General features: G+C 59.3%; 9 protein-coding genes. 6 read left to right on the top strand and 3 right to left on the bottom strand.

Annotated features, from left to right (window positions below; genetic code table 11):
* The first annotated feature begins 3 nt into the window (after positions 1–3).
* Entirely contained in the window at positions 4–204 is a 201-nt protein-coding gene (locus ACYQ47_RS04060) for a DUF2783 domain-containing protein (RefSeq protein ID WP_250493498.1), read from the top strand.
* On the opposite strand, the gene mobB is transcribed toward ACYQ47_RS04060, so the two are convergent.
* Positions 201–710 carry a molybdopterin-guanine dinucleotide biosynthesis protein B gene (mobB, locus tag ACYQ47_RS04055; RefSeq protein WP_250526785.1) on the bottom strand — a complete coding sequence of 170 codons (510 nt, stop codon included), beginning with the start codon at positions 708–710 and terminating at the stop codon, positions 201–203. The two genes, ACYQ47_RS04060 and mobB, sit on opposite strands and share 4 nt — an antisense overlap.
* Before the next feature lie 170 nt (positions 711–880).
* On the opposite strand from mobB, the gene ACYQ47_RS04050 reads away from it, so the two are divergent.
* A complete protein-coding gene (locus ACYQ47_RS04050) occupies positions 881–3,427 on the top strand; it encodes an adenosylcobalamin-dependent ribonucleoside-diphosphate reductase (protein WP_250493496.1) in 2,547 nt (848 codons plus the stop codon).
* Positions 3,428–3,623: 196 nt separating this feature from the next.
* On the opposite strand, the gene ACYQ47_RS04045 is transcribed toward ACYQ47_RS04050, so the two are convergent.
* Positions 3,624–3,968: a DUF4148 domain-containing protein gene (locus ACYQ47_RS04045; RefSeq protein WP_250467255.1), complete on the bottom strand. Its 345-nt coding sequence runs from the start codon at positions 3,966–3,968 to the stop codon at positions 3,624–3,626.
* 308 nt (positions 3,969–4,276) lie between these two features.
* Positions 4,277–5,287: a LysR family transcriptional regulator gene (locus ACYQ47_RS04040; RefSeq protein ID WP_244829480.1), complete on the bottom strand. Its 1,011-nt coding sequence runs from the start codon at positions 5,285–5,287 to the stop codon at positions 4,277–4,279.
* Positions 5,288–5,508: 221 nt separating this feature from the next.
* Here ACYQ47_RS04040 and ACYQ47_RS04035 point away from each other — a divergent pair, with 221 nt between their 5' ends.
* From ACYQ47_RS04035 to ACYQ47_RS04020, 4 genes are read left to right on the top strand one after another with little or no spacing between them, the layout of a single operon-like run.
* Entirely contained in the window at positions 5,509–6,327 is an 819-nt protein-coding gene (locus tag ACYQ47_RS04035) for an alpha/beta hydrolase (RefSeq protein ID WP_459904555.1), read from the top strand.
* 50 nt (positions 6,328–6,377) lie between these two features.
* Entirely contained in the window at positions 6,378–7,571 is a 1,194-nt protein-coding gene (locus ACYQ47_RS04030) for an efflux RND transporter periplasmic adaptor subunit (RefSeq protein WP_459904553.1), read from the top strand.
* A 25-nt stretch (positions 7,572–7,596) separates the two neighbouring features.
* Positions 7,597–10,797 carry an efflux RND transporter permease subunit gene (locus ACYQ47_RS04025; protein WP_459904552.1) on the top strand — a complete coding sequence of 1,067 codons (3,201 nt, stop codon included), beginning with the start codon at positions 7,597–7,599 and terminating at the stop codon, positions 10,795–10,797.
* 8 nt (positions 10,798–10,805) lie between these two features.
* Positions 10,806–12,332: an efflux transporter outer membrane subunit gene (locus ACYQ47_RS04020; protein ID WP_250526782.1), complete on the top strand. Its 1,527-nt coding sequence runs from the start codon at positions 10,806–10,808 to the stop codon at positions 12,330–12,332.
* Positions 12,333–12,435: the final 103 nt, after the last annotated feature.

The following is a 12,435-nucleotide window of genomic DNA, read 5'->3' as shown; positions in this document are numbered from 1 at the left end:
AGCATGAAGCTCAAGCTCGAAGCCAATCTTGCCGATCCGGATGCGTTCTATGAACGGCTCATCGGCACACACGATGGACTAAGCGACGAAGAAAGCCACATGCTCAACGCCAAGCTCGTGCTGCTTCTCGCGAATCATATTGGCGATGACGATGTAATCGGAGAAGCATTGGACATCGCGCGCAACGGCGTCAAAGCAGATTAAACGGCAATGCGCAGTGTCTCGCAGATAAAGGCGCCAATGCGGTCTAGATCGTCTAGCGGCAGCAGAGGCAGCGCGCTGTCGACTGCCGAGGCATCGTCGGTTGCAATGGCAAGAATTGCGACGTCGGTCTTATAAAGCGGCTCCCGGCCAACCGATGGCCGAACCACCTCCAGTCGCGGAATGGCTTCGCGTGCAAATCCTTCGACAATCGTGAGGTCCGCATGTGTCAGCCGCGCAGCGAGTTCCGTAAGCGAAGGCTCGTTCCCCTCGCGCAACTCGCGCACGATTGCATAGCGGTAAGGCGATGCAATCACCACTTCGCCCGCGCCTGCACGCCTGAAGCGCGCGCTGTCTTTGCCCGGCGGTTCGAGTTCGATTGAATGATGACTGTGCTTGATGACGTTGACTACAAGACCGCGTTCCCGAAACCAGGGCAACAACGCCTCGATCAGCGTGGTCTTGCCCTGACCCGAGCGGCCCGAGATACCGAAGAGCGGCGCATTCATGCGATAGATCGTCTCAAGGAAAAGTGCTGGATCGATCGAGGGAGTTTAACGGTTCATTAGCAGCCAGGGAGAATTCGCGCTATCGTCGTGCATTGCGTTTGGCGGCGCCCCACGGTTCGCGTCATGGCCCCGTCAAGCATTAGCGGACAAAGCATTCAACAGGATCAAACATGGCAGAAGACAATCCCAGCACAGGCGTCGCTCCGCAGCAATTTTCCATCGACGTAATGCTTGAAAAATATGCCAAGGGCGACGAGACGCGCGTCGAAGATATTTATCTGCGCGTGGCGCGTGGTGTCGCAATGGCCGAGCCCAAAGCGTTACGCGCGAAGATCGAAGCGGAGTTCGTCGATAACTTCCGGCGCGGTGCATTGGGCGCCGGGCGCATCATGAGCGCGGCGGGCGCGGGTATCGATGCCACGCTCATCAACTGCTTCGTTCAGCCCGTGGGCGATGCCATTCAAGGCGTCGACGATAACGGTTTGCCCGGCATTTACGTTGCGCTGCTGCAAGCGGCCGAGACGATGCGGCGCGGCGGAGGCGTGGGCTATAACTTTTCCGCCATTCGTCCTCGCGGTGCGCGCGTGCATTCCACGGGTTCAGCTGCATCCGGACCATGCAGTTATATGGATGTGTTCGATGCATCATGCCGCACGGTGGAGAGCGCAGGATCACGCCGTGGCGCACAGATGGGCATACTCGACTGCACGCACCCCGATTTGCTCGAATTCATCGCGGCTAAACACACGAAGGGACGCTGGAACAACTTCAACGTGTCCGTCGCGGTAACGGACGAATTCATGCAGGCCGTTGCCGACGACGCCGTCTGGCAACTCGTGCATAAGGCCGAGCCTTCGCCTGCACAGCGGGCATCGGCGGACATCCGGAAGCGTGACGACGGCTTGTGGGTGTATCGGGAAGTGCGTGCGCGTGACGTATGGAACACGATCATGCGATCGACCTACGATGTCGCCGAGCCAGGCGTCGTTTTCATGTCGCGCATGAATGACGATAACAATCTGCGCGCCGTCGAAACGATTCGCGCGACGAACCCTTGCGGTGAACAACCCTTGCCCGCATACGGTTGCTGCAACCTGGGCCCGCTCAATCTGACTCGCTTCGTGCGCGACCCTTTTGCGCAAGCGCGCGGCGGCGTCCCTGGTTTCGATTGGGACGGTCTCATGCGTACCACGCGCACGCAAGTGCGCTTTCTCGATGACGTTCTCGATGTCACGTTATGGCCGCTCGAAGAACAAGCACGTGAAGCGGCTGCCAAGCGACGTATCGGCGTCGGCTTTACGGGGTTAGGCGACACGCTCGTAATGCTTGGTCTTCGTTATAACTCGAACGAAGGGCGCGAATTTGCCATGCGCGTCGCACGCACCATGCGCGATGAAGCGTATCGCGCGTCGGTCGAACTTGCACGCGAACGCGGCGCATTTCCGCTCTTCGATGCAGCGCGTTATCTGGAAGAGGGCACTTTCGCATCGCGCTTGCCTGATGATCTCAAGAGCGAGATTCGCGCGCATGGCATCCGCAATAGCCATCTGCTTTCCATCGCGCCCACGGGCACCGTGAGTCTCGCGTTTGCGGACAATGCATCGAATGGTATCGAGCCCGCGTTCTCGTGGACCTATCAGCGCACCAAGCGCATGGCCGATGGCTCCAGCCAGACCTTCGCTGTCGAAGACCACGCGTACAGGCTTTATCGCGAGATGGGCGGAGACGTCAAGGCGCTACCCGATTACTTCGTGAGTGCGCTCGATATGTCCGCGCAAGATCATCTGGAAATGATGACGGCCGTGCAGCCTTTCGTCGATACATCGATTTCGAAGACCGTCAACGTACCCGCGGATTATCCGTTTGATGCATTCCAGGACCTTTACTTCGAAGCATGGCGACGCGGCTTGAAGGGACTCGCGACCTATCGGCCTAACGACACCTTGGGCGCGGTGTTGTCAGTCACGCCACAGGAAGAGAAGACACCGAGCGACTCGCCCGATCCCGAACTGGATCTCGATCCTTTGCGTATTGCGATCGATCACCGTCCACGTGGAGAGCTGCCCGCGATTATCGAGAAGGTCGAGTATCTGACGCAGGCTGGAAAGAAGTCGCTCTATCTTGCGGTGTCGTTCATCGAAGTGACAGGGCGTATTGCAGGCGATGACGTGACCATCGAGCGGCCCATCGAATTCTTTATCCCGACGGGGCAGAGCGACGAATCGCAGCAATGGATCACGGCGACCATGCGTTCATTGTCGCTTGCGGCGCGTGGAGGCTTTGCCGCGCGTACGCTGCAGGACATGCGCAAGGTATCGTGGGATCGCGGTCAGGTGCGTCTCGGCGATGTCGAGCGTTTAGATGGACACCGCAGTCCACGCTGGCATGACTCGGAAGTCGCCGCGCTTGCCTTTGCGATTCAGCAAATTCTTCATCGACGCGGTTTTCTCGATGCCGAAGGCAGTCAGGTGCCGTCACGCGTACTTGCCCGCAAGCATATCGACGTGACCCATACACGCGCTCTAGTGACTGAAGACGAGACCGTGGCACACGCGGACGTGACGGATTTTTCGTCCGACGATGCCTTGTCGAACGACCCGCATACACTCACGCAGATGCATGGGCGCAAATGCCCGACATGTGGCGCGAATGCGGTGATCCGGAAAGACGGTTGCGACTTCTGCACTGCTTGCGGTGAAATAGGCGCTTGCGGCTGAAGCTCAAACGCGTGTGCCCGGCAGGCACACGCGTTTGATTGATTTGCTACTCGCCGTGCTCGCTCGTGTCCTGCTCGGTCTCTTGCGAGCGAGATTCGACAAACGGGCGCCACACCGGCGTCACAGAGGCTAGCTCTTCAAGAACCGAATATTGTTCAAGCGATGTATTTTCGAACATGATGACCTCTGCAATTCTTTAGCGCGTGACCGAACCGTTCGCATATTCCACGATACGGCGATTGCGCGCTTCCGCTTGAGCGGCATCGCGAGCATGCGCTTCGCTTTGAGCAGCGACCGCATCGCCCCACATGCTGCGATCAGGATACGTATTGCGATTCAACGCTGGCAACGAACCGTTCGAATAGGCAGCGGCAAGTTCAGCGCGCACTTGCGCACGCGTCTTGGGCGTTTCACTCGTAGTCGTTTGCGTCTGATACGTTCCCGCGCGACCAATGCCTTCACCGCCGTCGGCAAATGCCGTGCTCGAAACCACGGCTGAGATAGCCGCGAGCGAGAAACCCGTGATGAGATAGCTTTTCATGCGTGCAACTCCTTTCGATCCGTTTCCTGTGCTTCGGATGCGACGCGGATGCAATCGGCTAAGAAGAGGATTGCATGCGCTTCGCGACAGGTCGAAATGTAGTCGCCACGCTAGGGGCAGATAAATGCCGGATGCGCGAATAGATTTGTCGATTCCGGCGAATAATCGCTAAGAGCCTTAGCCACCGGACATTTGGCGACGCTTGCATGTGCTGGCATTTTTCCCTATCGCATCGATAGGGACGAAAAAAAGCGTGTCGCCCAAGACACGCCTTTGCTTTGCCAGCGAAATAGCTAGCCAATAGTTAGCTATACAACGACATCCTCAGTACCCGAAACTTCCGGTGTACCGTGACGCACGACCGTGGGCGCGGCAGTGCTGGTGGGCAGGCAACGCTCCTCCGCGTCCTTCTGACCTTGCAGCAACGGGCAACGCTCGAACAGCTCCGCGACCCAGTCCACGAACACGCGCACCTTTGGCGAAAGATGGCGATTGTGCGGATAGACGGCGGAAATAGGCATCGGCAAAGGGCTCCATTGCGGCAGCACTTCGACGAGCTCGCCTGAACGCAAGTACGGCAACGCCATGAAGCGCGGCGCTTGAATCAGACCCACGCCCTTGAGACCGCAACTGAGATAGGCCTCGGCGTCGTTCACCGCGATCATGCCGCGCATCTTCACTTCGATGGATTCGTCGTTGACGACGAAGTCCATATCCATCACACGCCCCGTGCGGCTCGAAAAATAATTCACGGCCACATGGTCCTGAAGGTCTTCAAGCGTTTGCGGCTTGCCATGACGTTCGAGATATTGGGGACTTGCGACCGTCACGCCCTGAAACACGCCAATGCGTCGCGCGACCAGACTCGAATCCTGCAGCGTTCCGACGCGAATCACGCAGTCGACGCCTTCCTGGATGAGGTCGACTGGCTTGTCGCCGAAGCCGAGCATGAGTTCGATTTCCGGATAGCGTGTGTGAAAGTCGCAAAGCTGCGGCATCACGATGAGCCTGCCGATGGCCCCCGGCATGTCTACCCGCAATTTGCCGTGCGGACCCTTGCCGTTGTTCGAGAATGTGCCCTCGGCTTCCTCGATGTCGGCAAGGATGCGCACGCAGCGCTCGTAGTAGGCCGCGCCATCAGGCGTCAGATTGAGCCTGCGTGTCGTGCGCTGAAGCAGTCGCACGTTGAGAAACGCTTCCAGGTTTTGAATGATCGTCGTGACCGACGCGCGCGGCAAATTGAGCGTATCCGCTGCGCGCGAAAAACTGTTGGTGTCGACAACCCGTGTGAAGACCTGCATTGCTTGTAGCCGATCCATGTTTCCTCACCTTCGATGCTTAGGGCACCAGCATAGCGGCGCACGGAATTAAGCGCCTGGCTAAGAACAGTCATGTGCGTATTAACGATGATTGTTCGGTGCGTCCGAATTGTGTTGCCGGATTATAGGCATTTATTAAAAAAGGCGTGGCATCCAGAATTCGCAGCATCGCAACTTATGCGTGACGGCCTTATTTCTCAGGCCGCGCACGAAAAATAACCATGGCAACATTGTTGGATCTGGAGGCGCGTCCGAGATTGTGCATCGAAGATGTGCGTATCGCCGGACACGTACAGCCGATCACGCTGCGCAGTTACCGCCCCGCGTCGGATGGCAACGTGTTGCCTATCGTTCTTTATTTCCACGGCGGCGGTTTCGTGCGTGGAAGTCTGGACGGAGCCGATGTGGCTGCAAGCGTCATTGCGCGAGATACGCCCGCTTGGGTCATCTCGGTCGGCTATTCGCTTGCGCCTGAATTTCCATTTCCCGCCGCGCCTGAAGACGGATATCGCGCGGCACAGTGGGCGGTTGCGCATGCTCGTGCGCAACGCGCAGACCCTTTGCGCATCGGCGTGGCGGGGCATGACGCAGGCGGCAACCTCGCGACGTGCGTTGCAGCCATAGCGCGCGATCGCGGCGATTTGCGCCTGTCCGCTCAAGTGCTGCTTGCGCCATTGCTCGATCCGAGCATGACGCGCCTCGCCGATGAACGCAAAGTGCTGTGCCCCGATCTGGAAATGAGCGATTGCGCGCGTTGCTATCGCGCGTATCTGCCCGTGCCTTCGCAACGTTTGCATCCCTATGCGGCGCCGCTCGAATCGCGGCGACTCAATGGGTTGCCGCCGGCGCTGATCGCGAGCGCGGAGCATGACCTCCTGCATATCGAGGCGGAAAAATACGCGGCGGAATTGATCAACGCAGGCGTGCCGACCGAAATGACGCGTCATTGCAAGACCTCGCATCAAGCGCTGGCCGCGCACCCCGACGCGCTTGCCGATGTCGTCGCGTTCTTCAAGAAACGCCTCGCGCGCCCCAAATAAGCGCGCCACGCACCATAAAAAAACAATCTCAACGCAACCGGAGCTTCACCATGTTCTTCACTCGCAAACGTATTTACGCGGCGCTAGGCGCGGTGATCGTCATTGCTGGCGCGGGCGGCTATACCGCCTGGCGCGGTCACGGCGACGCCATCAACCAGGCGCAAGCCGCCGCGCATAGCCCGACCGCCACCGAAGTGGACGTGGCCGCGGTGGTCTCGAAGACCATCACGGACTGGCAGAGCTATTCGGGCCGTCTCGAAGCGGTGGACCATGTCGACATTCGCCCGCTCGTGCCCGGCACGATCGTCGCGGTGCACTTCAAGGACGGCGCGCTCGTGAAGAAGGGTGACGCGCTCTTTACCATCGACCCGCGTCCGTACGAAGCGGAAGTCGCACGCGCCGCGGCGCAAGTTGCATCGGCGCAAGCGCGTAACGGCTATACGTCCACCGACGCTGCGCGTGCAGAGCGCTTGCTTACCGATAACGCCATCGCCAAGCGCGATTACGACGAGAAACAGAACGCCGCGCGCGAGGCCGTCGCCAATCTGAAGGCCGCGCAGGCTGCGCTCGAAACGGCGAAGATCAACCTTGCCTACACGCATATCGTGGCGCCCGTATCGGGGCGCGTATCGCGTGCAGAGCTCACGGTGGGCAACATCGTCTCGACGGGTGCGAATGCGCCGCTTTTGACCACGTTGGTCTCGGTCTCGCCGATCTATGCCTCGTTCGATGTCGACGAACAGACGTACTTGCGCTATCTCGGCCGCGATACGGGCAGCAGCGTGCCTGTTTCGCTGGGTCTTGCAAACGAAGACGGTTACTCGCGCGAAGGCTTGGTCGATTCCGTCGATAACCGCCTCGATACGACCTCGGGCACGATCCGCGTGCGGGCGCGCTTCAACAATCCGGATGGCTCGCTCTTGCCGGGACTTTATGCACGCATCAAGGTCGGCGGTGGCACGCCGCATCCGGCCGTGCTCGTGGATGACGCGGCTGTCGGCACCGATCAGGACAAGAAGTACGTCATGGTGGTGGACAAAGACAACCGCGTGCAGTACCGCGAAGTCACGTTAGGCGCCACGCATGAAGGCCTGCGCGTGATTACGAAGGGATTGCAGCCGGGCGAACGCATCGTCGTCAATGGCTTGCAGCGCGTGCGTCCCAACGATGTGATCAAGGCCAATAACGTCGCAATGGACAGCAACGCCAGTGCGGCGCCCGTGAAAACGGCATCGGCTTCGTAAGCATCTCGAACAGACAGAACTCGTCATGAACATATCCAAATTTTTCATCGACCGTCCGATCTTTGCGGGCGTGCTGTCGGTGATCGTGTTGCTGGCTGGCGTCATCGCCATGTTCAAGCTGCCGATCTCCGAGTACCCGGAAGTCGTACCGCCTTCGGTCGTGGTGCACGCGCAGTATCCGGGCGCGAATCCGAAGGTGATCGCGGAGACCGTAGCCTCGCCGATCGAAGAGCAGATCAACGGCGTCGAGGACATGCTCTACATGCAGTCGCAGGCGAATAGCGACGGCAACCTCACGACCACGGTCACGTTCAAGCTCGGCACCGATCCGGACAAGAACACGCAACTCGTTCAGAACCGCGTGAATCAGGCTTTGCCGCGCTTGCCGCAAGACGTGCAGCGGCTTGGCGTGACCACCATCAAATCCTCGCCGACGCTGACGATGGTGGTTCACCTGAACTCGCCGAACAACCGTTACGACATGACGTATCTGCGCAACTATGCGCTGATCAACGTGAAGGATCGGCTCGAACGCATCTCGGGTGTGGGTGAAGTGCAACTGTGGGGTTCGGGCGATTATTCGATGCGCGTATGGCTCGATCCGCAAAAGGTCGCGCAACGCGGCATGACGGCGACCGACGTGGTCAACGCCATTCGTGAACAGAACGTGCAGGTGGCGGCAGGCGTGATCGGTGGTTCGCCCACGCTGCCGAATACGCCCTTGCAACTGAACGTGAATGCACGCGGCCGCTTGCAGAACGAGTCCGAGTTCCGCGACATCGTGCTGAAGACATCGGCCGATGGTGCGGTCACGCATCTGAGCGATGTGGCGCGCGTCGAACTCGCGGCATCGGAATATGGCTTGCGTTCGTTGCTCGACAACAAGTCGGCGGTTGCAATTGCAATCAATCAGCAGCCGGGTGCAAACTCGCTGCAAATCTCCGATGAAGTGCGCAAGACGATGAAGGAACTGCAGGCGGATATGCCTGCGGGTCTCGAGTATCAGATCGTCTATGACCCGACGCAGTTTGTGCGCTCCAGTATCGAAGCGGTGATTCATACGCTCGCTGAAGCCATCGCCTTGGTCGTGCTCGTGGTGATCGTGTTCCTGCAAACCTGGCGTGCTTCGATCATTCCGTTGCTGGCGGTGCCGGTGTCGATTGTCGGCACGTTCTCGCTGCTGCTTGCGTTCGGCTTCTCGATCAACGCGCTGTCATTGTTCGGGATGGTCCTCGCGATTGGCATCGTGGTGGACGATGCAATCGTCGTCGTGGAGAACGTCGAACGTAATATCGAAGCGGGGTTATCTGCCCGAGAGGCGACGTACCAGGCCATGCGCGAAGTGAGCGGGCCGATCATCGCAATTGCCTTGACGCTCGTGGCCGTGTTCGTGCCGCTCGCGTTCATGTCGGGCCTCACGGGTCAGTTCTACAAGCAGTTCGCGATGACCATCGCTATCTCAACGGTGATCTCCGCATTCAACTCGTTGACCTTGTCGCCCGCGCTGGCTGCGATGTTGCTCAAGGGTCACGATGAACCGAAGGACTGGCTCACGCGTGGCATGGACCGTGTGTTCGGCGGTTTCTTCCGTCAGTTCAACAAGGTCTTTCATCGCGGTTCGGATGCCTACGGCAAGGGCGTGAAGAGCGTCATCAACCGCAAGGCCGTAATGATGGTGCTGTATGCCGTGCTTCTTGCAGGTGCGGTTCTGATGGGCAAGATTGTGCCGGGCGGTTTCGTGCCCGCGCAGGACAAGGAGTATCTGATCAGCTTCGCGCAATTGCCCAATGGCGCATCGCTCGACCGTACCGAAGGCGTGATTCGGCAGATGAGCGACATCGCGCTCAAGCAACCGGGCGTGGAAAGCGCGGTGGAATTTCCGGGCTTGTCGGTGAACGGCTTTACGAACTCATCGAGCGCGGGGATCGTGTTCGTGACGTTAAAGCCCTTCAAGAACCGCGTGCATGACAAGGCACTTTCCGCCAATGCGATCGCGGGTGCGCTGAATCAGAAGTATGCGGGTATCAAGGGGTCGTTCATCGCCGTGTTCCCACCGCCGCCGGTTCTCGGGCTGGGTACGCTCGGTGGTTTCAAGATGCAACTGGAGGACCGTGGTGCGCTCGGTTATGCAGCGCTCGCGGATGCGACGCAGGCGTTCATCAAGCGTGCCTCGCAGACGCCTGAACTCGGACCGACGTTCTCGAGCTATCAGATCAACGTGCCGCAGCTGAACGTCGATCTGGATCGCGTCAAGGCCAAGCAGCTTGGCGTATCCGTGACAGATGTTTTCGACACGATGCAGGTGTATCTTGGCTCGCTCTACGTGAACGACTTCAACCGCTTCGGACGCGTGTATCAAGTGCGCGTGCAGGCCGATGCCCCGTTCCGCGCGAACCCTGAAGATATCGGCTTGCTGAAGACGCGCAACGCGAATGGCGACATGGTGCCGCTCTCGTCGCTCGTCAGGGTGACGCCGACCTATGGTCCGGAAATGGTGGTGCGCTACAACGGCTACACGGCGGCAGACATCAACGGCGGTCCGGCTCCTGGCTATTCATCGGGTCAGGCGCAGGCAGCGGCGGAGCGAATCGCCGCGGAAGTGTTGCCGCGCGGGATCAAGTTCGAATGGACCGATCTCACGTATCAGCAGATTCTCGCGGGCAATGCGGCTTTGTGGGTGTTCCCGATCAGCGTGCTGCTCGTGTTCCTCGTGCTTGCAGCGTTGTATGAAAGTCTGACTCTGCCGCTCGCGGTGATCCTGATCGTACCGATGAGCATTCTGTCGGCGCTGCTCGGTGTTTGGCTTACGGATGGCGACAACAACATCTTCACGCAGATTGGTTTGATGGTGCTGGTGGGCTTGTCGGCGAAGAACGCGATTCTGATCGTGGAGTTCGCCCGCGAACTGGAGATGCAGGGACGCTCGATCGTGCAGGCCGCGATCGAAGCAAGCCGCTTGCGCTTGCGCCCGATTCTCATGACATCTATCGCCTTCATCATGGGCGTGGTGCCGCTCGTACTGTCTTCGGGTGCGGGTTCGGAGATGCGTCATGCAATGGGCGTTGCGGTGTTCTTCGGCATGCTGGGTGTCACGCTCTTCGGTCTGATGCTGACGCCGGTCTTCTACGTGATCCTGCGCAAGCTCTCGCGCACGGAGCATGTGACGGACAAGCACGGCTCGCATCCGCAGATGCGGGGTATCGGCGGCTCTTACGAGGCGCAATGAGGTCAAACATGAACAAGTTGCATATGAAACGATGGCTGGGCCTTCCGGGTTTGATGGCGGCGCTGCTGGTGGTCGCGGGCTGCTCGCTCGCGCCCACTTACGAAAAGCCGGATGTGCATGCGCCTTCCGCTTACAAGGAAACGCCGCAACGAACCAGCGATACGAGCGCGCTTGCTCCTTCGGAAACGGGCACCTGGAAAACGGCTCAACCTTCCGAAGAAATGATGCGCGGCGAGTGGTGGACCTTGTTCGATGATCCCGCGCTCAACGACCTCGAACGTCAGGCGCAGGAAGCGAACCAGAACCTCAAGGCAGCAGCGGCACGCGTGAAGGAAGCGCGCGCAATCAACCAGACTGCGCGTGCGGGTCTGTTCCCGACGCTCGATGCAGGCTTCGGTCCGACGCGTGAGAAGTTCTCGCCGGCATCGCAGTTCCTGCCGGCCGATGCCAACGTGCCTGCACAAACTTTGTGGCGCGCCCAGGCGAGCGCATCGTATGAAGTCGATCTGTTCGGCCGCGTTTCGGATTCCGTCAAAGCCGCCAACGCCGACACGCAACAAGGCGAAGCGCTTTTCCGCTCGGTGCAGTTGGCCTTGCAAGCGGACGTCGCGCAGAACTACTTCAATTTGCGCGAGCTCGATGCGGAGAACGATGTCTTCACGCGCACGGTGACGTTGCGTGAGCAAGCGTTGAAACTCGTGCAGCGCCGTTTCGATGAAGGCGACATCAGTGAGCTCGATGTGGCGCGCGCCAAGTCCGAGCTCGCGACCGCGCGCTCGGATGCGATGACCGTGCAACGTCTGCGCGCATCGTCCGAGCATAGTCTTGCGGTTCTGCTCGGCAAGACGCCGGCTGAATTCAGCGTGGCGGCGAATCCGCTTAAGCCAGTGACGGTTCGCGTGCCGCCAGGCTTGCCTTCAACCTTACTCGAACGTCGTCCTGACATTGCTGCTGCTGAACGTTCGATGGCCGCAGCAAATGCACGCATAGGCGTAGCGAAGGCTGCATTCTTCCCTTCGCTCACGTTGACGGGCGCAGGCGGCTTCGAGTCGGCAACGCTTGGCGATCTCTTCAAATGGTCGAGCAGAACATTCCTGCTGGGTCCTTTCGCGGGAACGGCGCTGAATATTCCAATCTTCGATGGCGGCCGTCGCAAGGGCAATCTCGCGAATGCACGTGCAATCTATGAAGAGGACGCCGCGAATTATCGGCAACAAGTGCTCGTTGCATTTCGTGAGGTAGAAGACAATTTGTCCGACTTGCGCATTCTCGAAGATCAGACGGCTACGCAATCGGATGCAGTCAAGGCTTCGGTGCGCGCGGCACAACTCTCGCGAACGCAGTACACGGAAGGTGCGGTCAATTATCTCGATGTGATCGATGCGGAGCGCACTGTGCTGCAATCGCAGCGTACTTCGGTGCAGCTTGCGGGAACGCAGGCGGTATCCACAGTCAACTTGATACGTGCATTAGGCGGCGGCTGGGGCGATGCGATGCCCGCGCCGGTGCCTGAGCCGAGTCTCGCGCAGAAGTAATGTGCCTTCAAGGCCCTGCAGCATGCAGGGCCTTATTGTTCGTATCGGGGAACATATGTCTTCATCCGCGGGCCATTTATCCCGGGCCTGCAAATCCCTAAAA

The sequence above is a fragment of the Caballeronia sp. HLA56 genome, assembly GCF_054655155.1.
This window is presented reverse-complemented; position numbering and strand designations above follow the sequence as displayed.

What these genes read in the sequence shown, in the direction of transcription:
- ACYQ47_RS04060 (WP_250493498.1), top strand. Translation starts at nt 4, where the DNA reads ATGAAGCTCAAGCTCGAAGCCAATCTTGCCGATCCGGATGCGTTCTAT.
- mobB (WP_250526785.1), bottom strand. Translation starts at nt 710, where the DNA reads ATGAATGCGCCGCTCTTCGGTATCTCGGGCCGCTCGGGTCAGGGCAAG.
- ACYQ47_RS04050 (WP_250493496.1), top strand. Translation starts at nt 881, where the DNA reads ATGGCAGAAGACAATCCCAGCACAGGCGTCGCTCCGCAGCAATTTTCC.
- ACYQ47_RS04045 (WP_250467255.1), bottom strand. Translation starts at nt 3,968, where the DNA reads ATGAAAAGCTATCTCATCACGGGTTTCTCGCTCGCGGCTATCTCAGCC.
- ACYQ47_RS04040 (WP_244829480.1), bottom strand. Translation starts at nt 5,287, where the DNA reads ATGGATCGGCTACAAGCAATGCAGGTCTTCACACGGGTTGTCGACACC.
- ACYQ47_RS04035 (WP_459904555.1), top strand. Translation starts at nt 5,509, where the DNA reads ATGGCAACATTGTTGGATCTGGAGGCGCGTCCGAGATTGTGCATCGAA.
- ACYQ47_RS04030 (WP_459904553.1), top strand. Translation starts at nt 6,378, where the DNA reads ATGTTCTTCACTCGCAAACGTATTTACGCGGCGCTAGGCGCGGTGATC.
- ACYQ47_RS04025 (WP_459904552.1), top strand. Translation starts at nt 7,597, where the DNA reads ATGAACATATCCAAATTTTTCATCGACCGTCCGATCTTTGCGGGCGTG.
- ACYQ47_RS04020 (WP_250526782.1), top strand. Translation starts at nt 10,806, where the DNA reads ATGAACAAGTTGCATATGAAACGATGGCTGGGCCTTCCGGGTTTGATG.